Origin of the sequence: Streptomyces sp. NBC_00876, assembly GCF_045207435.1 — a bacterium.
GTDB lineage: Bacteria > Actinomycetota > Actinomycetes > Streptomycetales > Streptomycetaceae > Streptomyces.
Genome location: NZ_CP108800.1, coordinates 5,493,859 through 5,516,202, shown reverse-complemented (window position 1 = coordinate 5,516,202; position 22,344 = coordinate 5,493,859). Strand labels below are relative to the sequence as shown.

The following is a 22,344-nucleotide window of genomic DNA, read 5'->3' as shown; positions in this document are numbered from 1 at the left end:
GAGGCCGAACCGCCACGCAGGGAAGTCCACCACAGCCGGTGCAGGCGCCTTTGGGGCGGCGCATCCGGGCGCGGGGTCAGGGCCGGCGGGCTGGTCGTCCCTGGTACCGCTCGGCCGCCTCGGCCCAGGGCCAGGTGGTCAGCACGGTGCCCATCAGCTGCGCCGCGGTCGACAGGCGTGCACCGGTGGCCCGGTACAGCGTCAGGGTGCGACGGCTGGCCGGGTCATCGATGGCTATCCAGGCGATCGGCGTGTGCGCCGTGGAGGCCAGGGCCATGGCCGGGATGAGGGTCAGGCCGAGCCCGGCGGACACCAGGACCGCAGTGGCGGCCGGCTCGTCGCCCTCGCAGACGATACGGGGCGTCAGGTTGTGTGCGGCGAACAGCCGGTCGAGCAGGCGGCGTTGCCAGTGACCGACGCGGGAGATGACGAACGGCTCGTCGCGCAACTGCGGAACGGTCACCGAAGCGAGCGAGGCGAGCCGGTGGCCGGGCGGCACAGCCAGGTAGACGGGCTCGTCGTGCAGGTGGACGCCCTCCAGGCCCTCCCCGGGGACGGGTTGGGAGGCAACGCACCAGTCGACGGTGCGGGCGTGCAGCGCACGGGCCATCTCGTCGGCCGGCATCTGATACAGCTCGACATCGGTGTCGGGATGAGTGTGCTTGAAGGCCGCCAGCGCACCGGTGACGGTCAAGAAGGTCTCCGAGGCCAGGCGGACCCGGCCGAAGCCCTCACCGGCAGCCTCGACCGCCGCCCGCTGCCCAGCGTCCAGCTCGCCCAGGGCCCGCTCGAGGTGATCACGAAAACGACGGCCCGACTCGTTCAGCCGCAGCCGCCCGGCCCGGTCGAACAGCGGCACCCCCAGCTCGGCCTCCAGGCGGGCGACCGTGCGGCTCAACGACGGCTGCGCCACCCGCAGTTCCTCTGCCGCCCCGCTGAGGTGCTCCCGCCGCGCCACCACCAGGAACTGTCGAAGTCCGTGCAGGTCCACTGTCGTACGCCCCCCTCTCGCGTTCCGGAGCTGTCCATACCACCGGCAACATACCAACATAGCGATATTGGTCTTTTACATGATAGCTCTCTGGGTATGACGATGACGGCGTGACCTCTCCTCTTGAGCAACCGTCAGCCCGACCGCGCACCACTGGTGTCAGCGGCCGCATCCTGCGCGCGGCGGTGACAGCGCACGCCGTCGCTGCGTTCGGGCAGCCGGTCTTCGCCGGCGTCTACCTGACCGGCGCCATCGGCGGCCTGTCCTGGCACGCCCGGGGTGCCGACGTGGTCTACTCGCTCGCGATCGCCCAGCTCGCGGCGGCCGCCGCGGTGTGGCCGAGGACCGGGACACGCTGGCCGCTGTGGGTGTCGCTGGCCGTCGTGGCCGGGGAGTCGGTTCAGTACGCGGCGGGCCTCGAAGGGCTGCTGTGGCTGCATCTGCCGCTCGGAGTGGCGATCATCGCCGCGCTGACCGTGCTCGTGACGGCCGTGTGGCGGCGACCGCTGCCGGACCGGGAGCGCGGTGGCCGCAGTGCCGACCGGCCGCCCGTACCCGACAGCCGGGCTGCCGGTGCCGATGCGCGGGTCGGGGGTGGCTCCGATGTCTGAGCGTGCGGCAGGTCCCGCCGGGCGGACGGCCGGCCACGGCCCGGGGCCGTCGCGGCGGCGGGTGCTCGGGATCGGCGGCGGTCTCGGCCTGGTCGCGGCGGGCGGGTTCGGTCTCGCCGGAGCGATGGCCCACCACCCTGCCACCACCGGCGAGGTGCTGCGCAGCTCCGTCCCGCTGCCGGAGCCGTACACCGTGCCGCTGCCACTGCCCCGGGTACTGCGACCGGTCTCCACCTCCGGCGGCACCGACCACTACCGGATCACCCAGCGGGAGACGGTGGCGGAGCCGATACCGGGGGTGCGCACCCGGCTGTGGACTTATGACGGCACCTTTCCAGGACCGACCATCGAGGCGCGGCGCGGGCGGCCGGTCACCGTCGAGCACCGCAACGAACTGCCGGTGCCGACCGTGGTGCACCTGCATGGCGGACACACGCCCGCGGCCTCCGACGGATACCCCACCGACCTGGTGCTTCCGGACGGTTGGGCCGATCCGGCCGCCGGGGGTCACGGCGAGCACAGCGGGCACGGCGCTCAAGGCAGCGGTGGCGGGCACAGCATGGCCGACCCCCGCGCGGTGACCAGCCGCGTCACCCGGGAATACACCTTCCCGACGGACCAGCGGGCAGCGCTGCTGTGGTACCACGACCACCGGATGGACTTCACCGCCCCGGCGATCTGGCGGGGGCTGGCCGGGCTGCACATCGTCCGCGACGAAGTGGAGGACGCCCTCGACCTGCCCGGCGGAGAGCGCGAACTACCGCTGATGATCACCGATCGGGCGTTCGACGGGAACGGGGCGCTGCTCTATCCCGCACTCGACCCGGAGCTGCGCTCGCGCCCCGGCGTGACCGAGCAGTACTCGGCCGGAGTACTGGGAGACGTGATCCTGGTCAACGGCGCGCCGTGGCCGGTGCACGAGGTGGCGGCGGTCCGCCACCGGCTGCGGCTGCTGAACGCCTCCAACGCCCGGCACTACGAACTGGAGGCGGTCACCGAAGGAGGCCGGCGGCTGGAGCTGGTCCAGATCGGATCGGACCAGGGGCTGCTCGCCGCGCCCGTCCGGTACACCGCGCTGCCCATCGCGCCGGCCGAACGCTTCGACGTACTGGTCGACTTCGCGGGGCTGCGCCCCGGCACCCTGGTGCGGCTGCGAAACCGGCTCGGCGCCGGACGCACCCGGGAGGTGATGGCCTTCCGCGTGGCCCGGCGCGGCCGGGACGGCAGCCGCGTCCCGGCGCGGCTCGCGAACGACCTGCCGGTGTGGCGGCGGTCGGAGGCCGGCGCGGTGCGGGAGTTCGCGTTCCGGGCCGGGCGCATGGAGCACGGACGGGGGTGGCTGATCGGAGGCCGGGCCTTCGACCCGGCGCGCACCGACGTCCGCACCCGGCTCGGGGCGCTGGAGGTGTGGCGGTTCGTCGCCGATGTGCACCATCCGATCCATCTGCACCTGGTCGGTTTCCGGGTGCTGTCGCGAGGCGGGCGGCCGCCCCGGCCGCAGGACGCGGGCCTGAAGGACACCGTGTCGCTTCGGCCCGGCGAGTCCACGGAGATCATCACCCGCTTCGACGGCTACCGGGGCCGATACCTCTTCCACTGCCACAACGCCGAGCACGAGGACATGGGGATGATGGCGAATCTGGAGGTCATGTGACTGAGACTCCCGAAGACCCGGTGCGTATCAGGACGCTGGGTAGGCAGTACGCCGTCTCACCCAAGCCCCGATTGTGTCAAGCGAGTAGGAGGAGTGCCACGCCCGCACTGCCTTCACGCTCGGCCAGCGCCCTGCTCGCACACATCCCAGCACGGGTCCCTCATCCCATCCCAGCACAATCCCGGCACGGTACGGATGACCAGGGATGACGACAGGTGACGAGGAATCAGCTATCCCGGCACCATCCCGGCACGGGAAAAGACAAAGGGTCCGACTCCGAAGAGTCGAGCCCCTTCTGACCTGCGTGTTTTCCAGATCAGTGACGTGGCGACATGTCAGCCGCTACACGTTGAAGCGGAACGTCCACGCTGACGCCCCCACCTGCGGAAACGTCATTTGGGACGGGTCAAGTAGGCAAAGCGTCAGCACGGGCAGCGGAGCCTGCGGGACAGCGTCTCGCGCAGGGTGTGCCGCGCCTCCCGGCCCGGCTTCGCGCCCTGACCAGCATGGCGATGTGCGAGCGGGAGACGGCCGCCGGGCCCCGTACGCCGCATTCCGCGGCCACTCGGGCGACCGCAGCGGCTGCTTGAGGCTGGGACCAGCCCGCCGAATCCAGTCACCGGGCGGGCCGGGCCTGGTCAGTCGTACGGAAGGCCCCCTCTGGTCGCTGCCGCCCGCCGGCGACAGCGACCCACTGCCCGTCAGCCGATGTTCGGCCCGTTGTCGTTGGACAGGTTCAGGCCGAACCGGGCTCCCGGCACGAGGGCGCCCAGGTCGACCGGGTTGAACGCGAAGGCGCCCGTAGTGGTCAGGCCGGCGGCAGCGCCGCGCAGCGACCACACCGCACCGCCGTCCGCGACCGCGTCGAGGTTCTCGCCGGGGGCGCCGGCCGTGAGGTCCGCCTTGCCGTCCTTGTTGAGGTCCAGCAGCCGGACCGATCCGCCGAAGTGGTCACCGCTCTCCGCCACCCCCGGCACGCCGGTCGTGTCCTGGTGGAAGGACTTCGCGCCGGTGCCGCTCAGACCGCCCGCGCCGCCCTTCAGCAGCACCACCGCACCCGCTCCCTTGACCGACCCGAGAGCCTCGAAGGGCACCCCCACGGCCAGGTCGGCGTACCCATCGCCGGTGACGTCACCCGCGCTGAGCCGGGCGCCGAACTGGTCGCCCTTCTCGCTCACCCCGGGCACGCCGGTGGTGTCCTGGGTGATCGTCTTCGTCCGGGTGGTGCTCGGTCCGGACGCGGAGCCGTAGTAGATCTTGACGGTCCCGGGGTCCGTGGGCAGGTCCTCCGTGATGCCGCCCGGGACCACCCGGGTGGCGAGGTCGTCCTTGCCGTCCTTGTCGAAGTCACCGACCGCGGTGGCCGCGGCGCCGGGGAGCCGGGTGGACTTCGTGGACAGGCCCTTCGGGGTGCCCAGCCACAGCTTGCCGCCCTCGGCGTGGTTCTCGTACACGTAGAAGGTGCACAGGTCGTCGATGCCGTCGCCGTTGAAGTCACCCGCCGCGGTGTCGGACATGGAGTTGTCCGTGTCGAACATGTTGATCCCCTGCTCGCGGGCGGGCACACCGGCCCGGGTGAACGGCCCGTAGAGCACCTTGCGGTAAGCCCAGTCGTCGCCGTGAAGCATCATCAGGTCGGTCGTCCCGTCGCCGTCGAAGTCACCGGCGGTGAGGTTGTCCCCCACCTGGGTGTCCGGCGAAGCCCGTAGACGGACCGCGCCCTGCCCGGTGATGCCGCCGGTGCGGCCCCACAGCGCGATGACGGAGCCGTAGATGCCGTACCCCTCGCCCGCGATCGATTCACGGGTGACCAGAGCGAGGTCGGTCAGCCCGTCGTGGTCGAGGTCCTCGGCGAACAACCGGTAGCCGAAGCCGTGATCATCCCCGGGCACTCCCGGCACGCCCGGGGTGTTCTGATCGATGACCGTGGTGTTCGCTGTCGTCAGGCCCTTGGCCGAGCCGTAGCTGACGGTGATGTAACCGGCCCAGGAATGGCCGGCCACCGTGGCGGCGGGGGCGGCGACGGCGAGGTCCTGATAGCCGTCCCCGTTGAAGTCCTCTCGCACGGTGGTAGCTGCTGTACCCCCGGCCGTACCCGCGGACGTGCCGCCGGGAGCTGCAACGGCCGTGCCGACCGACAAAGCCGTGGCAGCGCAGACGGCTATGGCCAGCGTGGTGCGAATGCCCACAAATTTCTCCTTGTTCGCGTACGCGGAGCCAGTGGCGTACGAGGTGTGAGGGCTCGCATAGGAGACACCCGTAACAGGCAGATGGTTGCCCCATTGACGGGAGGTGAACTCGACGGGAGGGAAAGGGAGTCGGGGCCGGGGCCGGTCACCGTGGGCAAGGACCGGTGCGCCCGCGGCCGTCCCCGCACCTCGTTCAACTGCCCGCGAGGAGGGTGAGCGTATCGATCACACGGTTCGAGAAGCCCCACTCGTTGTCGTACCAGGCGGACACCTTGATGTGACGCCCCTCGACCCGGGTGAGGGCCGAGTCGAACGTGGACGAGGCGAGGTGGCCCTTGATGTCGGACGACACCAGCGCAACCTCCGAGTACTCCAGGACGCCGGCCGGCGGCCCGGCCCGGTGCGCCTCCAGTACCTCCTGGCGCGTCACGTCTCGCGCCACCGTCGTGTTCAGCTCGACGATCGAGCCCAGGGGTACCGGTACGCGGACGGAGCCGCCCGACAGCTTGCCGTCGAGGTTCGGCGACGCGGCCGTCACTCCGAGCCGGTCACGGACCAGGTGCTCGAACTCAGCCCGGTGATCCAGCAACCACGTCCGGTACGGAACAGCTTCAGTCCCGACACCTCCCCCTCCTTGATTCGGAGATCAACAACGCGGGGCAGGTGTGAATTTGTCTCCACGAGAGCCTTCGAAGCCGTGAAGAAGAAGTGAGCGCTGGCCGCTCGGCTTGCTCGCTTCCCCCCTTCCGAAGTTTCAGCCTACGAACCAGCACGGGAGCGTTGACGGCATCCCCGCACGATCCCAGCACGGCAGAGGTGAGCAGGGGTGATGGCAGATGACGAGGGGTCAGGTTTCCCGGCACCGTCCCAGCACGGGAAAGAACCAGGGGCCCGACTCGAAAGAGTCGGACCCCATTCGACCTGCATGTTTGACAGATTAGCGACGTGGTGGCATTTCACCCGCTACACATTGAAGCGGAACGTCCAGCGCAGCGCTCCGACCTGCGAAAACGCGGTTCTGAAAGTGGCTATCCAGCACCGATCCAGCACAGTGCGGGTTCATCCAGCTCATCCAGCACCACGGGAGAGTGGTGTACACATGGCACACTCGGTACACTTGAGCGCATGACGCAGCCGCTGCCCATAGAGTCCATCCGCGACGTGCGCGCCCACCTGGCGGAAGTCGTGGAGCGCGCGGACCGCGAAGACGTACCCACAGTCATCACCCGCCGAGGTAAGGAAGTCGCCGCCGTCGTCTCCATCGAGGTGCTGCGCAAGTACCAGGAGTGGGAAGAGCGCGAGATCAACCGGATCATCGATGAGCGCATGGCCAACCCCGCACCCGGCATCCCGATCGAGGACATCATGAGGGAGACGCTGGCGCGCGGTGAGTGAGTACCGAACAGTCTTCCGGCCAGAGGCACAGGCCGAGCTCCGGAAGATCCCTCGCGACATGGCCCTACGCATCCTGACCAAACTGACCGAACTGGAGAGCGACCCCCTCGGCTTTAACACCACCGCGCTCGTGTCACAGCCAGAACGCCGTCGACTGCGGGTCGGCGACTACCGGGTCGTCTACACGATCGACAAGGGAGAGCTCGTGGTGTGGGTCGTCCACGTCGGGCATCGCTCCACCGTTTACGACACCTGATCCCGACTGATCCAGCGTCTGAACATCCAGCACAGGTCCAGCAGAGGAAAACCCTTAGAGCTCGTAACACGATCATGATCGGGCCTTCTTGAGTCGTCTCCAGCAGATGAGGCTGCAGGCGAGCGAGATGAAGGCGTCGTGGAGTTCGGTGCGGCGTTCCCAGCGGACTGCGAGGCGTTTGAAGTGGTGGAGCAGGGCGAAGGTCTGCTCGACGACGTAGCGGAGCTTGCCGATGCCCTTGATGTTGGGTGATCCCTTGCGGGAGATGACGGGCAGGATCCGTCGGTGACGCAGTTCGTTGCGGTGTGCGTTGGAGTCGTAGCCCTTGTCGCCGAGCAGGGCGTCGGGGCGTCGGCGGGGCCGGCCGGGGCGACCCGCGACGGGTGGGATGCCGTCGACCAGGGCGAGGGTCTGGGTGACGTCGTTGACGTTGGCCGCGGTCGTGATGACTTTGAGCGGGGTGCCGCGTCCGTCGCAGATCAGGTGGTGCTTGCTGCCCGTCTTCCGCCGGTCGACCGGCGACGGACCGGTGTCGGGTCCCCCTTTTTCGCGCGGATGTGGGAACCATCCACGCACGCCCGCGACCAGTCGAGCTCGCCGGCCGCGTTCAACTCGGCGAGCAGGACCCGGTGCAGCCGGTCGAAAACCCCTGCCTTCTGCCACCGGTCCAGCCGCCGCCAGCAGGTCTGTCCCGAGCCGAACCCCAGCTCCAGCGGCAGCAGTTGCCAGGCTATGTCGCTGTACAGGACGAACAGGATGCCTTGCAGGCAGAGCCGGTCCGACACCGGCCGCGGTCCCGGCGACCGATCCGGCCATGGCGGCAGCAACGGCTCGATCAACGCCCACAACTCATCGTCCACGATCCACGGTCGAGTACCCACACCCTCACGAACGGCCGAATCGCCACACCGGTTACGCCCCACCAGCGCACTTCAGCAAGATCGTGTTACGAGCTCTTAGCCTTCTACACATACATGCGGGCGCTATTCTGTCTCACTACTCCGTTCCCACTGAGCGCTGTTCCAAAGCGCCGTGATGACAGGAACCATGTGCTCGGGATCCTGATAGGGCACCATCTCCGACAGCGCTCTAACAAACTTGTGCAGCATGCTGAGAGAGAAATTTTCAGGCTGCATGAAGTTCTTGCGCAGCGTCTCGCGCGTGTTCGGCGCGAGGCCCATGGCAGCGATTGCTTCGGCGAATGTTGGCGTGCCGGCATCGACGTACAAGAAGTACAGGCAGCGCCCTAGATTCCTTCTGGCGCCCAGGGAAGCCGCATGGGGTGGCGCCCATGGTCTCCTTGAAGAGTTTATCGACTGAGTAGCGTGGGCCGAAGCCGCCTGCTTTACAGCGTCTTCGTGATCTGCAAACGCACGAGTTACGTCGTCGCCCCAGGCAGCCGGTGTTCCATCGGTAGCATCAGCCGTCCTAGCGCCTTCAGTACTATCGCTGGACACATCCTTCTGCTCTCCAATTGCCGCTTCATCCCACAGCATGTGGAACCGAGCAACTTCAGGCTCGGGTTCCAGGCCGGCAATATCCTGAGCAAGGATCAGAACGACCAGCGCGAGGAAACCCCAGTCGGGGAGCACCGGCTTTGAGAACAGGTCGTGCACGCGCCCGTGACTACCGATCCCGTTCGTCCTGCGGGCCAGTTCACGCGTTGACGGAAATCCGGCCTTTCGATGCAGCGCATGCAGCTCTTCACTCAGCCGTTGCATGGGCCCATCCGGCAGCCCTGGCGCCCTCAGCTTTGCCACGGTCTCCCCCTCCGAGGCGAACCTCGACCACTGCGCGTGACACGCGTCTGATCCCGTCCAGTGACGTCTGATGTTGTCCAATGCTGTCCAGAACTGTCAAAACTGCGCGCGCGGCGGGCCACGCTTGATGCGTCAACATCGAGCGAGAGGACGCGACATGACTCTGCAACGGCTTCTAATCGAGGGCCTACTCACTCAGCTACCTGCATCCCTGATCGCTGGCGGCTTGGCAGCCGCGGGCAGCTGGGCCGTCCGCCGCTGGCGGCGCCGGAAGGCAGGAGCTGACGCAACCGATCAGGTCGTCACAGCGGTTCCATCCCCAGGGCCCAGCAGAGGTGACTAATCGTCAGAAAATCCAGCACCGAACCAGCACGGTATGGACCAATGGGCCGGGCTCTCAAGAGCCCGGCCCCTTCTGATCTGCTTGTTTGACAGATTAGCGACGTGGTGGCATTTCACCCGCTACACATTGAAGCGGAACTCCACCACATCCCCGTCCTGCATGATGTACTCCTTGCCCTCCATGCGCGCCTTGCCCTTGGCGCGGGCCTCGGCGACGGAGCCCGTCTCGACGAGGTCCTCGAAGGAGATGATCTCCGCCTTGATGAAGCCCTTCTGGAAGTCGGTGTGGATCACACCGGCCGCCTCGGGGGCCGTGGCGCCCTTCTTGATCGTCCAGGCGCGGGTTTCCTTCGGGCCTGCCGTGAGGTAGGTCTGCAGGCCCAGGGTGTCGAAGCCGACGCGGCCGAGGGTGGCGAGGCCGGGCTCCTCCTGGCCCATCGACTGGAGGAGTTCCAGGGCCTCGTCGTCGTCGAGCTCGATCAGCTCGGACTCGATCTTGGCGTTCAGGAAGATCGCCTCGGCGGGGGCCACCAGGGCGCGCTGCTCGTTCTTGAAGTCCTCGTCGACCAGCTCGTCCTCGTCGACGTTGAACACGTAGAGGAACGGCTTGGTGGTGAGGAGGTGCAGCTCGTGGAGGAGGCGGCCCTTCTCGGTGCCGGCCGTGATGCCCGCGTGGAAGAGCGTGTCGCCCGCTTCGAGGATCTTCTGGGCCTCCTCGACCGCGGCCAGGACGGCGACCTTCTCCTTCTGGAGGCGGGCCTCCTTCGTCAGGCGCGGGACGGCCTTCTCGACGGACTGGAGGTCGGCGAGGATCAGCTCGGTGTTGATCGTCTCGATGTCGTCCTTGGGCGAGACCTTGCCGTCGACGTGGACGACGTTCTCGTCCTTGAAGGCGCGGATGACCTGGCAGATCGCGTCCGACTCGCGGATGTTCGCGAGGAACTTGTTGCCCAGGCCCTCACCCTCGCTCGCGCCGCGAACGATGCCCGCGATGTCGACGAAGTCGACCGTTGCCGGGAGGATCTTCTGCGAGCCGAAGATCTTCGCAAGCGTGTTCAGGCGCGGGTCGGGAACGCCGACCACGCCGACGTTCGGCTCGATCGTGGCGAACGGGTAGTTGGCCGCCAGCACGTCGTTCTTGGTCAGGGCGTTGAACAGGGTCGACTTGCCGACATTCGGCAGACCGACGATTCCGATCGTGAGCGACACGGTGGCGACTTCCCTAGGGGGTGGACGGACTCGAATTGGCGTCGGGCCCGGGTGGGCCGATTCTCCAGTTTACGGGCGGGGGCGACCGGTCATTCACGGGTCCGGTCGGGTGCCGAATCGGTTCCCGTTGGACCATGTGGCATCGAACTCATCGCCAAGGTCGGCCAAAGCGCGTGTCCCGCACCTGATTCTTCCCGTCCGGCGACCTACGTTGTCCCGGTGGAGCAGCACAGGACACGTCCCCCGCAGCGCAGGCAGACCCCGCAGGCCCCGCTGTCCCCGCTGGGGACCAAGGGAGCCAAGGGCACCATCGGCGAAGGCGCCACCGTGTACCGGGTGACGGGCGCCCCGGAAGGCCGGGCCCGCCCGGTCGCTCCCGCCGTGCTCGCCCTGCGGCGGCTGCCCAATCCCCGGCTCACAGGCATCGGCGCCGGGCTCTTCGCGGCCGCCGTCATGTTCCTGATCGGCTGTGCGGACTGGCTGCTGTTCGACGGCTCGGCCGCCGTGTTCGGTGTGCTGTTCCTGCCGGTCAGCGCGCTGACCGCGCTCTGGGTGCGGCCGGCGGACCTGGTGACCGCGCCGATCAGTGTGCCGATCGCCTTCGCCATCGGCATCATCCCGATCTCCGGCGGCACGGGCGGCTTCGGCGGGCAGACCATGGCCGTCGTCACCGCCCTCGCCGTCCACGCCGGCTGGCTGTACGGCGGCACGCTCGTCGCCGGGCTCATCGCGACCGTACGCAAGGTCCGGCTCATGCGGTCCCGGCAGCGGCGGATGCTGCTGGCCGCGCAGACCGCACGGCCCGCGCCGCAGCCGTCGCCGGCTCCCCGGGCCGCCGAGCGCAAGCCCCGGCGCCCGTCCCAGCGCTGATCCCCGTCCCGGCAGGCGCGGCCCGCCGCGTCACCTGACCGGCAGCAGGGGCGCCGGGCGCTGTCAGCGGCCCGCCGCCGCCATCGCCGCGCCCACGATGCCCGCGTTGTTCTGCAGTTCCGCGGGCACCATCTCGGCCCGTACGTGCTCGATCAGCGGCAGGAACTTGTCGGCCTTGCGGCTGACGCCGCCGCCGATGATCAAGAGCTCGGGCGAGAACAGCATCTCCACATGGGCCAGGTACTTCTGCACCCGGTGCGCCCAGTGGTGCCAGCTCAGGTCCTCGTCCTCCTTGGCCTTGGTGGAGGCGTGCTTCTCCGCGTCGTGGCCGTGCAGCTCCAGATGGCCCAGCTCGGTGTTGGGCACGAGCCGGCCGTCGATGAAGAGCGCGCTGCCGATCCCCGTACCGAGCGTCAGCACGATGACCGTGCCCTTGCGGCCGCGGCCCGCGCCGAAGGTCATCTCGGCGATGCCGGCCGCGTCCGCGTCGTTCAGCACGGTGACCGGGAGGCCCAGCTTGTCGCCGAGCAGGGTGCGGGCGTCCAGGTCGATCCAGCCCTTGTCGACGTTGGCCGCGGTCCGGGTGAGGCCGTCGGTGACGACGCCGGGGAAGGTGATGCCCACCGGGCCCGACCAGTCGAAGTGGCCGACCACCTCCGCCACGGCACCGGCCACGTCCTCGGGGGTGGCCGGGTGCGGGGTGAGTACTTTGTGGCGCTCCTGCGCCAGGTCCCCGCGGTCCAGATCCACGGGAGCACCCTTGATCCCTGATCCGCCGATGTCCACGCCGAAGATCTCCATGTGATCCACGGTACGGGCACCCGGCCCCGCTCACTTCCTGGAACGGGAAACCCGGCGGAGACCCGGTGCCGCCAGGCGCTACTTCGCCGACAGGGCCGCCGCCTCCGCGCGCAGGTCCCGGCGGAGCTCCTTGGGCAGCGAGAACACGATGGACTCCTCGGCGGCCTTCACGATCTCCACGTCCTCGAAGCCCCGCTCGGAGAGCCAGGCCAGGACGCCGTCGACCAGCACCTCGGGTACGGACGCGCCGGAGGTGACGCCGACCGTGGAGACACCCTCCAGCCAGGCCTCGTCGATCTCGTCGGCGGAGTCCACGAGGTGGGAGTCGCTCGCCCCCGCGCCGAGGGCGACCTCGACCAGGCGGACCGAGTTCGAGGAGTTCTTGGAACCGACGACGATCACCAGGTCCGCGTCCTCGCCCATCTGCTTCACCGCGATCTGGCGGTTCTGCGTGGCGTAGCAGATGTCGTCGCTGGGCGGCGAGATCAGGAGCGGGAACTTCTCCTTGAGCGCGCCGACGGTCTCCATCGTCTCGTCGACCGACAGCGTGGTCTGGGAGAGCCAGACGACCCGGGAGGGGTCGCGCACCTCGACGTTCGCGACGTCCTCGGGGCCGTCGACCAGGGTGATGTGGTCGGGGGCCTCGCCGGAGGTGCCGATGACCTCCTCGTGGCCCTCGTGGCCGATCAGGAGGATGTCGAAGTCGTCCTGCGCGAAGCGGACGGCTTCCTTGTGGACCTTGGTGACCAGTGGGCAGGTCGCGTCGATCGTGGCGAGCCTCCGCTCGGCCGCCTCCTCGTGCACGGTCGGCGCGACGCCGTGCGCGGAGAACATCACGATCGATCCCTCGGGGACCTCCGCCGTCTCCTCGACGAAGATCGCGCCCTTCTTCTCCAGGGTCTGTACGACGTACTTGTTGTGGACGATCTCGTGGCGCACGTAGACCGGGGAGCCGTACTGCTCCAGGGCCTTCTCCACGGCGATCACGGCACGGTCCACGCCCGCGCAGTAGCCCCGGGGGGCGGCGAGAAGGACGCGGCGGGGTGTCGTAGCAGTCATGCGTCCCATCGTAACGGGAGGCCGTAAGGCCGTACCGAACAGGCGCGGGGCCGACGGGGTCGGGAGACTGATCATCACGCGACCAACGGAGGGCTCATGGCCGGCACCGGCACGGATTCCGGCGGCACCATCGGCAGCGGCGGCAGCACCGCGGACCGGACGGGGCTGCGGCGGACGCTGGGCTTCCGGGATCTGGTGGTCTACGGGCTGCTCTTCATCGCCCCGATGGCCCCCGTCGGGGTGTTCGGCACCCTGGACGCGAAGTCCGACGGCGCCGTGGCACTGGTCTACGTCGCGGCGACGGTGGTGATGGCGTTCACCGCCTTCAGCTACGCCCAGATGGTCCGCGTCGCCCCGCTGGCCGGTTCGGTCTTCGCGTACGCCCGCAAGGGGCTGGGCGAGGGGCCGGGGTTCATCGCCGGGTGGATGGCGATGCTGGACTACCTGCTGATCCCGGCGGTCGCCTACCTGTTCTCCGGTATCGCCATGAACTCGCTGGTGCCGGAGGTCTCGCGATGGGTGTGGACGGCACTGGCGGTGGTCCTCACGACGCTGCTCAACCTCTGGGGCGTACGGGCGGCGGCCCGGGTCGGCTTCGCGGTGCTGGCCATGGAGATCGTGGTGCTGCTGGTGTTCCTGGTGTCCGCCGCGGTGGTGCTCGTACAGGACGGGGCACAGCGCGGCTGGCTGACTCCGCTCACCGGGGATTCCGGGTTCTCCGCATCGGCGGTGCTGGGTGCGGTGTCCGTGGCGGTGCTCTCGTATCTGGGCTTCGACGCCATCGCCTCGTTCGCGGAGGAGGTGACGGGCGGTTCGCAGAAGGTGGCGCGGGCGCTGCTGTTCTGTCTGGTGCTGGCGGGGGTGCTGTTCGTGGCGCAGGCGTATCTGGCGGCGCTGCTGGAGCCGATGACGTCGGCGGAGCTGGCCGCCGATCCGGCCGCGCAGGGCTCGGCCTTCTACGACACGGTGGATTCAGCGGTCGGCACCTGGCTGCACGATCTGGTCGCGGTCAGCAAGGCCATCGGGGCGGCGTTCGCCGCGCTGGCCGGGCAGGCGGCCGCGGGACGGCTGCTGTTCGCGATGGCCCGCGAGCGCCGGCTGCCCGCGGTGCTCTCCAAGGTCGATCCGCGCTCGGGGGTGCCGCGGATCGCGATCCTGCTCGCCGCGGCCGTGACGCTCGTGGCGGCGGTGTGGGCGGCCCGGCGCGACGACGGCCTGGACCATCTGGTCTCGGTCGTGGATGTCGGGGCGCTGACGGCGTTCCTCCTGCTCCACGCGTCGGTGGTCGGCTGGTTCGCCGTGCGGCGGATGGAGGGTCCGCCGAGCTGGTGGCGGCACGTCCTGATCCCCGTGGTCGGGGCCGGGGTGCTGATCGCGGTGATCGTGGAGGCGACGGCGAGCGCTCAGGTGGTGGGGGCGTGCTGGCTGGTGGTGGGGTTGGTGGTGCTCGCGTTGCAACGGGGACGCCGGGTGGCGTGAACCCGGTGCCCGCGTTGCAACGGGGGCGCCGAGTGGGTGGCGTGAACCCGGTGCTTGCGCGGCAACGGGGACGCCGGGTGGTGTGAGCGGCCACGCCCGCGCGGGCGTGCGGTCGCGGGACCGGTCCGTTGTCGGCGCCTGCCGATACGCTCGCTCGCATGGCTCTTCAGACTTCCCCGGAAGCTCCGCTGCCCGTCGGTGATGTGTCACGGCTCATCGGCGGCTGGATCGACCGGCTCGGCGCGGTCTGGGTCGAGGGGCAGATCACCCAGCTGTCGCGGCGGCCGGGAGCCGGGGTGGTGTTCCTGACACTGCGCGACCCGTCGCACGACATCTCGGTGAGCGTGACGTGCTTCCGGCAGGTCTTCGACCGGATCGCCGACGTGGTGACGGAGGGGGCGCGGGTCGTCGTCCTCGCCAAACCCGAGTGGTACGCGCCGCGCGGCCAGCTCTCGCTGCGTGCCACGGAGATACGGCCGGTCGGCATCGGCGAGCTGCTGGTCCGGCTGGAGCTGCTGAAGAAGTCACTGGCCGGGGAGGGTCTCTTCGCCCTGGACCGCAAGAAGCCGCTGCCCTTCCTCCCCCAGCTGATCGGGCTGGTCTGCGGGCGCGCCTCGGCGGCCGAGCGCGATGTGCTGGAGAACGCCAGGCGCCGCTGGCCCGCAGTCCGCTTCGAGGTGCGCAACACCGCGGTGCAGGGCGTCCACGCGGTGAATCAGGTGGTCCGGGCGGTCAAGGAGCTCGACGCCCTGGACGACGTGGACGTGATCGTCGTGGCGCGCGGCGGCGGCAGCGTGGAGGACCTGCTGCCGTTCTCGGACGAGGAGCTGATCCGTACGGTCGCGGCCTGCCGCACCCCGGTCGTCTCCGCGATCGGGCACGAGCCGGACTCCCCGCTGCTCGACCTGGTCGCCGATGTACGGGCCTCCACGCCCACGGACGCGGCGAAGAAGATCGTGCCCGACGTGGGCGAGGAGCTGGACCGGGTGCAGCAGCTGCGGGACCGGGCGCTGCGCACGGTACGGGGACTGCTCGACCGGGAGGAGCGGGGGCTGGCGCACGCGCTGGGGCGGCCCTCGATGGAGCACCCGCAGCGGATGGTGGACGAGCGCGCGGCGGAGGTCGACGCGCTGATCGGGCGTGGCCGGCGGGTGCTGGGCCATCTGCTGGACCGTGCGGACTCGGAGCTCGCCCACACCCGTGCCCGGGTGGTCGCGCTGTCGCCCGCCGCGACCCTGGAGCGCGGCTACGCGGTGCTCCAGCGGGCGGACGGGCACGTGGTCCGCGATCCCGCCGAGGCGGGCGCGGCCGGGGACGCGCTGCGGGCCCGGGTGTCGGGGGGCGAGTTCGTGGTGCGGGTCGACGGGTGAGCGACGGCCCTGCGGGTCCGGCGGACGGGCTGCGGGGCCGAGCGGGGCCGAATGGGACGGACATGCCGACGCATAGGGTGGATCACATGACGGACGACGGGACGACGACGGCTGCGGCCACGGGCACGCTCGGTTACGAGCAGGCGCGCGACGAGCTGATCGAGGTGGTGCGCCGGCTGGAGGCGGGCGGCACGTCGCTGGAGGACTCCCTCGCGCTGTGGGAGCGGGGCGAGGAGCTGGCGAAGGTGTGCCGGCACTGGCTGGAGGGTGCACGCGCCCGGCTGGACGCGGCCCTGGCGAAGCCGGCCGACCGCGAGGACGGCACCGGGGACGCGGCGGCGGACGCGGGCTGAGGGCCGCGTCGGGGGGCGCGACTGGGCGCATACGGGTGCAGACCGGGCGTAACGGCGCAAGGTATCGGTGTTGTGGAGTGAGTCACTCCCCCGCCGTTTTAGTTGAAAGTTAACCTAAACCTGCCGTACGGTGATCCGGAGTTACTTGATCCCCGTGTTCGTCCGGAAGGTAATAACGCAAGATGTCCATCGTTCTTGACCCCGCCGCCCAGGACCTCCTCTTCCGTGAGGCCCGCACCGCCAACACCTTCACCGACGAGCCGGTGACCGAGGAGCAGGTCCAGGCGATCTACGACCTGGTCAAGTTCGGTCCGACCGCGTTCAACCAGTCGCCGCTGCGCGTCATCCTGGTCCGCTCGGACGACGCCCGCGCGCGCCTCGTCTCGCACATGGCCGAGGGCAACCAGGCCAAGACGTCGACCGCCCCGCTGGTCGCGATCCTGGCCGCGGACAACGAGTTCCACGAGGAGCTCCCGGCCCTGCTGCCGCACTTCCCGCAGGCCAAGGACATGTTCTTCTCCGAGCGCCCGGTCCGTGAGTCCGCCGCCTCGCTGAACGCCGCCCTGCAGGCCGCCTACTTCATCATCGGCGTCCGCGCCGCCGGCCTGGCCGCCGGCCCGATGACCGGCCTCGACGCCGCGGGCATCGAGAAGGAGTTCCTGGACGGCGACCACAGCCTGCTGATGGTCATCAACATCGGCAAGCCGGGCGAGGACGCCTGGTTCCCGCGCCTGCCGCGTCTCGCCTACGACGAGGTCATCAAGACCGTCTGAGCCGGACAGCCCTCAGGGGCACATGAACACGAGGAAGGCCCTGGAGCACGCGCTCCAGGGCCTTCCTCGTGCTCTCGCGGCCTCGTCGACGCCGAAGGGCGTCAGGACGTCCTGAGCCAGCCGATGCCGAGGGGTGTCAGGACGTCCTGAGCGACGCGGCCATCTCCGCCAGCCGCTCCGTCGACGCCGAGCCGGTCACGACCGTGGTCGCGCCCTTCTCCTGGCGCACGAGGGCGTCGTACTTCGGGCCCTTCCAGTGCTGCCAGGTCTCCCCGGCGACCTGCTGCGTGCGCCCGGTGTTCTTCGCTTCCTGGCTCACGGCGGTGACGTACTTCTTCGCCGGGGACGTGGACTGCTCCACCGCGACGTATTTGCCGTCCGGATCGAGGAAGCCCAGGTGCCAGCTGTCGCCGGCCTGACGCTCGTAACTGACCGAGGTCGGCTTCCAGTCCTGCGCCAGACCGCTGGGGGCGGCCACCGGGTACGGGGCCGCGCGCCGCGCGGTCAGGAGCTCGACGCGGTAGTCGACCGCCTTGACCGGGTCGGCCTTCTCGTCGTGCGGAACGAAGATGTAGACGACGCCCGCCACGGCGGTGATCACCGCCAACGACAGGAACATGTCCCGGACTGTCTGCTTGCCTCGCTTGCTAGCCACGGGTCCATCGTCGCATCAGCCCCGGCGCGGCCGAATCGGGGGCGCCCGCTCATACGTGACCCGGTCTGCTCATTTTATCGACCTGACGATAGAGTCACATCACCCTCATCCGGTCGTCGTCGTACAGAAAGGTGCGCTCCGATGTCCGAGCATCATCTGCCGTCCCAGCTCGAGGTCTCCCCGGAGGCCCCCGACCGCAACCTCGCCCTGGAGCTCGTACGGGTCACCGAGGCCGCCGCCATGGCCGCCGGGCGCTGGGTCGGCCGCGGGGACAAGATCGGCGCCGACGGTGCCGCCGTGAAGGCCATGCGGACCCTCGTCTCCACCGTGTCGATGAACGGCATCGTCGTCATCGGTGAGGGCGAGAAGGACGAAGCCCCCATGCTCTTCAACGGCGAGCGCGTCGGTGACGGCACCGGTCCCGAGGTCGACATCGCCGTCGACCCGATCGACGGCACGACCCTGAACGCCAAGGGCATGCCGAACGCGATCGCCGTGCTGGCCGCCGCCGACCGGGGCGCGATGTTCGACCCGTCCGCGGTCTTCTACATGGACAAGCTGGTCACCGGCCCCGAGGCCGCCGACTTCGTCGACATCAACGCCCCCGTCTCGGTGAACATCCGCCGGGTGGCGAGGGCCAAGAACTCCATGCCCGAGGACGTCACCGTCGTCATCCTGGACCGCCCGCGCCACGAGGGCATCGTCAAGGAGATCCGGGAGACCGGCGCCCGGATCAAGTTCATCTCCGACGGCGACGTCGCGGGCTCGATCATGGCCGCGCGCGAGGGCACCGGCGTCGATCTGCTCATGGGGATCGGCGGCACGCCCGAGGGCATCATCTCGGCCTGCGCCATAAAGTGCCTCGGCGGTGTCATCCAGGGCAAGCTCTGGCCGAAGGACGAGGCCGAGCGGCAGCGCGCCCTGGACGCCGGGCACGATCTGGACCGGGTGCTGTCCACGGACGACCTGGTCAGCGGGGACAACGTGTTCTTCGTGGCGACCGGCATCACGGACGGCGAGCTGATGCGCGGCGTGCGCTACCGCGCGGAGACGGCGACCACCGAGTCGATCGTCATGCGGTCCAAGTCCGGCACCATCCGGAAGATCGACTCGACCCACCGGCTGTCGAAGCTGCGCGCCTACAGCGCCATCGACTTCGACCGCGCGAAGTGACGATCGGTTTCGACCGCGCGAAATGACGCGGGGGCTGCCGGCGGTGACGCCGGTACCCCCACGACGCGAGACGACCCGGGCGTGCCCGCGGTGACGCGGACCCGTCCGCACGAAGAGGCGCCCCCCATGTGCGGTGGGGGCGCCTCTTCGTGCGGACGGGTCCGGACGGACGGCGGAGCACGACGGGCCCGGACGGGCCGGTGACGGGGCGGTGGCCCCGTCAGCCCGCCGCGGCGATGTGGTCGGTCGCGCCGGACGCCTTGAGCTCCGCCTCGCGCCGCCTGCGGCGGGCGAGGGCCACGCGGCGTTCGGCAGCCGTGAGGCCGCCCCACACCCCGTACGGTTCCGGTTGCATCAAGGCGTGTTCCCGGCACTCGACCATCACCGGACAGCGCGCGCAGACCCGCTTCGCGGACTCCTCCCGCGACAGCCGGGCAGCAGTCGGCTCCTTCGACGGGGCGAAGAACAGCCCGGCTTCATCCCGGCGGCACACCGCCTCCGAGTGCCAGGGGCCGGCCTGGTCCTCCCGAGCGGGGGTCCGCTGGGAAGGAACGGCGGCGACCTGCAGGGGCTGATGCGGCAGTTGCAGCACGGTCCACTCCTGACGACGGCTTCGCGAGCGAGAGACGATGCAGCACTCCCTACCCGCTGTGCGCGCGCCTATGCACTGAGTGGCACTCAGGTCCGGACTGCGGAATTACGGTCGAGAGCCATTTCGGCGCGAAATCGCGCCCGAAACCAAGCCTGAAACCACGCCCGAACCGCGACCGCCCACCTGTCCCGGGACACCGCCCCGGGACACCGCCCCAGGACGGATTCCGGTCGTCGCGCCGCCGTCAGTGGCCGAGGTGTTTGCGCAGCCGGTCCTGCAGATCCGTGATGAACTTGCCGCGCTTGGGCTTTGCCTCGACGGTGCCGAACACCGAATAGCCATTGACCACGACCACGGGCGCCTCGGGATCCGCGGATTCCAGAGTGACCACTTCGAAATTGCCGAAGATGCCCGTTCCGCTGCCGCGCAGCGAGATGTTCTCGGGGACCCTGATCTCTACACTTCCGAAGACCGAGGTCGCGTTGATCACCGTGAGCCTCTGGCCGAAAAGCGCCTCGGTCAGGTCGATTTCCACACTGCCGAACAGCGCGAACGCGTTCGTACGGCCGCCGACCCGCCAGCGTCCCTTGCGGGTCGAGCTGCTGAAGATCGCCACCAGATTGTCGGCGGGACCCGTCGGCTCACCGGAGCCGTACGCGTGCGACGTACCGGCCTCGGCCCTCACGGACGCACCCGGCGTCGGCAGATCCCGTACCAGCGGTTCGAGTTCGCCGACGGTCTTGGCGCGGTAGACGGAGTCGACCCGTTCCGCATGTTCCTCGGCGGTCAGCCGGCCCTCGGCCATCGCCTCCCGCAGGATGTCCGCGATCCGGTCGCGGTCCGCGTCGGAGGCGCGGATGACGTCGGGTTCCGCCCGCGCGGTGGGCTGCTGGGGGTGCTTTTCGAGGTCCACCGGCCCAGCGTACCCAAACGCGATAGATCGCGACTAGGCCCTGTTCGCCGATCGGCGAGCCGCACCCACGCGAGTCGGCCAGGTGAGCCCTACCTCACAAGCCCGCCACCCCCGCGGGGTCCTACCCTGGTGGGTGCGCTGTCCAAGGGTGGCCAGCTGCTGTCTGCCGAGTGAGGAATGGCCGTAATGCCAGAGTTTGCGTACTCCGATCTGCTCCCCCTGGGAGAGGACACCACGCCGTACCGTCTGGTCACCGCCGAGGGTGTGTCCACCTTCGAGGCCGACGGGCGTACGTTCCTCAAGGTCGAGCCGGAGGCGCTGCGCACCCTGGCCGCCGAGGCCATGCATGACATCTCGCACTATCTGCGGCCCGCGCACCTGGCGCAGCTGCGGCGGATCGTGGACGACCCCGAGGCCTCGTCCAACGACAAGTTCGTCGCGCTCGACCTGCTGAAGAACGCGAACATCGCCGCCGCCGGCGTGCTGCCGATGTGCCAGGACACCGGCACCGCGATCGTCATGGGCAAGCGCGGGCAGAACGTGCTGACGGCGGGCGGTGACGAGGAGGCCCTGTCGCACGGCATCTTCGACGCGTACACCAAGCTCAACCTGCGCTACTCGCAGATGGCCCCGCTGAACATGTGGGACGAGAAGAACACCGGCTCGAACCTCCCGGCCCAGATCGAGCTGTACGCCACCGACGGCGGCGCGTACAAGTTCCTCTTCATGGCCAAGGGCGGCGGCTCGGCCAACAAGTCGTTCCTCTTCCAGGAGACCAAGGCGGTCCTCAACGAGGCCTCCATGATGAAGTTCCTGGAGGAGAAGATCCGCTCCCTTGGCACGGCGGCCTGCCCGCCGTACCACCTGGCGATCGTCGTCGGCGGTACGTCGGCCGAGTTCGCGCTCAAGACCGCGAAGTACGCCTCCGCGCACTACCTGGACGAGCTGCCCGCCGAGGGCTCCCCGACCGGCCACGGCTTCCGTGACAAGGAGCTGGAGGAGAAGGTCTTCGAGCTGACGCAGAAGATCGGCATCGGGGCGCAGTTCGGCGGCAAGTACTTCTGCCACGACGTGCGCGTGGTCCGTCTCCCCCGGCACGGCGCCTCGCTGCCCGTGGCGATCGCCGTGTCCTGCTCGGCCGACCGCCAGGCCACCGCGAAGATCACCGCCGAGGGCGTGTTCCTGGAGCAGCTGGAGACGGACCCGGCCCGCTTCCTGCCGGACACCACCGACGAGCACCTCGACGAGGCGGGTGACGTCGTGCGGATCGACCTGAACCGGCCGATGGACGACATCCTCGCCGAGCTGACCAAGTACCCGGTCAAGACCCGGCTCTCGCTGACCGGCCCGCTGGTCGTGGCGCGCGACATCGCGCACGCCAAGATCAAGGAGCGGCTGGACGCGGGCGAGGAGATGCCCCAGTACCTGAAGGACCACCCGGTGTACTACGCGGGTCCGGCCAAGACGCCCGAGGGCTACGCCTCCGGTTCCTTCGGCCCGACGACGGCCGGCCGGATGGACAGCTACGTCGCGCAGTTCCAGGCGGCGGGCGGCTCCAAGGTGATGCTGGCGAAGGGCAACCGGTCGCGGCAGGTCACCGAGGCGTGCGACGCGCACGGCGGCTTCTACCTCGGTTCGATCGGCGGCCCGGCGGCCCGTCTCGCGCAGGACTGCATCAAGAAGGTCGAGGTCGTCGAGTACGAGGAGCTCGGCATGGAGGCGGTCTGGAGGATCGAGGTCGAGGACTTCCCGGCGTTCGTCGTCGTCGACGACAAGGGCAACGACTTCTTCACCGAGCCCGCCCCCGCGCCGACGTTCACCAGCATCCCGGTGCGCGGCCCCGGCCTCGGCTGACGTACACCCGGACAGGCCCCGAGGGGCGCCGCGGCCGTGGCCGCG

At 69.5% G+C, this 22,344-nt stretch carries 22 protein-coding genes; 11 read left to right on the top strand and 11 right to left on the bottom strand.

The genetic code is table 11. The annotated features are described in order from the left end of the window. Positions 1 to 76: 76 nt before the first annotated feature. The gene (locus OG782_RS24410) at positions 77 to 991 is read right to left on the bottom strand and encodes a LysR family transcriptional regulator (protein ID WP_406454327.1); all 915 of its coding nucleotides are present in this window, start codon (positions 989 to 991) and stop codon (positions 77 to 79) included. 110 nt (positions 992 to 1,101) lie between these two features. Between OG782_RS24410 and OG782_RS24405 the strand changes: the two genes are divergently transcribed. Then, complete coding sequence (locus OG782_RS24405) at positions 1,102 to 1,602, top strand: hypothetical protein (RefSeq protein WP_406454325.1); 501 nt, start codon at positions 1,102 to 1,104, stop codon at positions 1,600 to 1,602. Next, positions 1,595 to 3,256, top strand: a complete 1,662-nt coding sequence (locus tag OG782_RS24400; protein ID WP_406454323.1) for a multicopper oxidase family protein — start codon at positions 1,595 to 1,597, stop codon at positions 3,254 to 3,256. The genes OG782_RS24405 and OG782_RS24400 overlap by 8 nt, the downstream gene beginning before the upstream one ends. Before the next feature lie 701 nt (positions 3,257 to 3,957). Here OG782_RS24400 and OG782_RS24395 read toward each other — a convergent pair. Then, a complete protein-coding gene (locus OG782_RS24395; RefSeq protein ID WP_406454321.1) occupies positions 3,958 to 5,445 on the bottom strand; it encodes an FG-GAP and VCBS repeat-containing protein in 1,488 nt (495 codons plus the stop codon). Between the two features lie 193 nt (positions 5,446 to 5,638). Beyond that, entirely contained in the window at positions 5,639 to 6,034 is a 396-nt protein-coding gene (locus OG782_RS24390; protein WP_406454319.1) for a hypothetical protein, read from the bottom strand. A 536-nt stretch (positions 6,035 to 6,570) separates the two neighbouring features. On the opposite strand from OG782_RS24390, the gene OG782_RS24385 reads away from it, so the two are divergent. Beyond that, on the top strand, positions 6,571 to 6,840 hold the full coding sequence (locus OG782_RS24385) for a type II toxin-antitoxin system Phd/YefM family antitoxin (protein WP_385350713.1): 270 nt from the start codon (positions 6,571 to 6,573) through the stop codon (positions 6,838 to 6,840). Next, a complete protein-coding gene (locus tag OG782_RS24380) occupies positions 6,833 to 7,096 on the top strand; it encodes a type II toxin-antitoxin system RelE/ParE family toxin (protein ID WP_126640886.1) in 264 nt (87 codons plus the stop codon). Before OG782_RS24385 ends, OG782_RS24380 begins: the two co-directional genes overlap by 8 nt. Before the next feature lie 72 nt (positions 7,097 to 7,168). Here OG782_RS24380 and OG782_RS24375 read toward each other — a convergent pair. The 3 genes from OG782_RS24375 to ychF all read right to left on the bottom strand — a co-directional run bounded on the left by OG782_RS24375 (position 7,169) and on the right by ychF (position 10,407). Further along, positions 7,169 to 7,959 (bottom strand): IS5 family transposase gene (locus OG782_RS24375; RefSeq protein WP_406459247.1). Its coding sequence is split into 2 segments (ribosomal slippage): positions 7,169 to 7,657 and positions 7,660 to 7,959, totalling 789 coding nucleotides; the frame shifts between segments, so codons are not numbered across the junction. Between the two features lie 120 nt (positions 7,960 to 8,079). Further along, the gene (locus OG782_RS24370) at positions 8,080 to 8,856 is read right to left on the bottom strand and encodes a hypothetical protein (RefSeq protein WP_406454316.1); all 777 of its coding nucleotides are present in this window, start codon (positions 8,854 to 8,856) and stop codon (positions 8,080 to 8,082) included. 462 nt (positions 8,857 to 9,318) lie between these two features. Beyond that, positions 9,319 to 10,407, bottom strand: coding sequence for a redox-regulated ATPase YchF (gene ychF, locus OG782_RS24365; protein WP_406454313.1), 1,089 nt, complete (start codon positions 10,405 to 10,407; stop codon positions 9,319 to 9,321). 219 nt (positions 10,408 to 10,626) lie between these two features. Here ychF and OG782_RS24360 point away from each other — a divergent pair, with 219 nt between their 5' ends. After that, a complete protein-coding gene (locus OG782_RS24360; RefSeq protein ID WP_406454311.1) occupies positions 10,627 to 11,277 on the top strand; it encodes a DUF6542 domain-containing protein in 651 nt (216 codons plus the stop codon). Between the two features lie 63 nt (positions 11,278 to 11,340). On the opposite strand, the gene ppgK is transcribed toward OG782_RS24360, so the two are convergent. Together ppgK and OG782_RS24350 are read right to left on the bottom strand one after the other, a co-directional pair. Then, positions 11,341 to 12,078 carry a polyphosphate--glucose phosphotransferase gene (ppgK, locus tag OG782_RS24355; RefSeq protein ID WP_406454309.1) on the bottom strand — a complete coding sequence of 246 codons (738 nt, stop codon included), beginning with the start codon at positions 12,076 to 12,078 and terminating at the stop codon, positions 11,341 to 11,343. 78 nt (positions 12,079 to 12,156) lie between these two features. Continuing rightward, positions 12,157 to 13,146: a 4-hydroxy-3-methylbut-2-enyl diphosphate reductase gene (locus tag OG782_RS24350; protein ID WP_406454307.1), complete on the bottom strand. Its 990-nt coding sequence runs from the start codon at positions 13,144 to 13,146 to the stop codon at positions 12,157 to 12,159. Positions 13,147 to 13,233: 87 nt separating this feature from the next. Here OG782_RS24350 and OG782_RS24345 point away from each other — a divergent pair, with 87 nt between their 5' ends. The 4 genes from OG782_RS24345 to OG782_RS24330 all read left to right on the top strand — a co-directional run bounded on the left by OG782_RS24345 (position 13,234) and on the right by OG782_RS24330 (position 17,112). Next, a complete protein-coding gene (locus OG782_RS24345; RefSeq protein WP_406454305.1) occupies positions 13,234 to 14,616 on the top strand; it encodes an APC family permease in 1,383 nt (460 codons plus the stop codon). A gap of 158 nt (positions 14,617 to 14,774) precedes the next feature. After that, positions 14,775 to 15,986 (top strand): exodeoxyribonuclease VII large subunit, encoded by a 1,212-nt coding sequence (gene xseA, locus OG782_RS24340; RefSeq protein WP_406454303.1) that lies wholly within the window; start codon positions 14,775 to 14,777, stop codon positions 15,984 to 15,986. Positions 15,987 to 16,072: 86 nt separating this feature from the next. Further along, positions 16,073 to 16,339 carry an exodeoxyribonuclease VII small subunit gene (locus tag OG782_RS24335; RefSeq protein ID WP_406454301.1) on the top strand — a complete coding sequence of 89 codons (267 nt, stop codon included), beginning with the start codon at positions 16,073 to 16,075 and terminating at the stop codon, positions 16,337 to 16,339. A gap of 182 nt (positions 16,340 to 16,521) precedes the next feature. Next, the gene (locus OG782_RS24330; protein ID WP_406454299.1) at positions 16,522 to 17,112 is read left to right on the top strand and encodes a malonic semialdehyde reductase; all 591 of its coding nucleotides are present in this window, start codon (positions 16,522 to 16,524) and stop codon (positions 17,110 to 17,112) included. A gap of 136 nt (positions 17,113 to 17,248) precedes the next feature. On the opposite strand, the gene OG782_RS24325 is transcribed toward OG782_RS24330, so the two are convergent. Continuing rightward, positions 17,249 to 17,767, bottom strand: a complete 519-nt coding sequence (locus OG782_RS24325; protein WP_406454297.1) for a DUF4245 domain-containing protein — start codon at positions 17,765 to 17,767, stop codon at positions 17,249 to 17,251. Positions 17,768 to 17,908: 141 nt separating this feature from the next. Here OG782_RS24325 and glpX point away from each other — a divergent pair, with 141 nt between their 5' ends. Further along, the gene (gene glpX / locus OG782_RS24320; protein WP_406454295.1) at positions 17,909 to 18,940 is read left to right on the top strand and encodes a class II fructose-bisphosphatase; all 1,032 of its coding nucleotides are present in this window, start codon (positions 17,909 to 17,911) and stop codon (positions 18,938 to 18,940) included. Positions 18,941 to 19,160: 220 nt separating this feature from the next. Here the strand turns inward: glpX and OG782_RS24315 are convergent, their stop codons facing one another. Both OG782_RS24315 and OG782_RS24310 read right to left on the bottom strand, forming a co-directional pair. Next, complete coding sequence (locus OG782_RS24315; RefSeq protein WP_406454293.1) at positions 19,161 to 19,532, bottom strand: WhiB family transcriptional regulator; 372 nt, start codon at positions 19,530 to 19,532, stop codon at positions 19,161 to 19,163. 244 nt (positions 19,533 to 19,776) lie between these two features. Further along, entirely contained in the window at positions 19,777 to 20,445 is a 669-nt protein-coding gene (locus OG782_RS24310; RefSeq protein WP_406454291.1) for a DUF1707 domain-containing protein, read from the bottom strand. 186 nt (positions 20,446 to 20,631) lie between these two features. Here OG782_RS24310 and OG782_RS24305 point away from each other — a divergent pair, with 186 nt between their 5' ends. Continuing rightward, positions 20,632 to 22,299, top strand: coding sequence for a fumarate hydratase (locus tag OG782_RS24305; protein ID WP_406454289.1), 1,668 nt, complete (start codon positions 20,632 to 20,634; stop codon positions 22,297 to 22,299). Positions 22,300 to 22,344 lie beyond the last annotated feature (45 nt).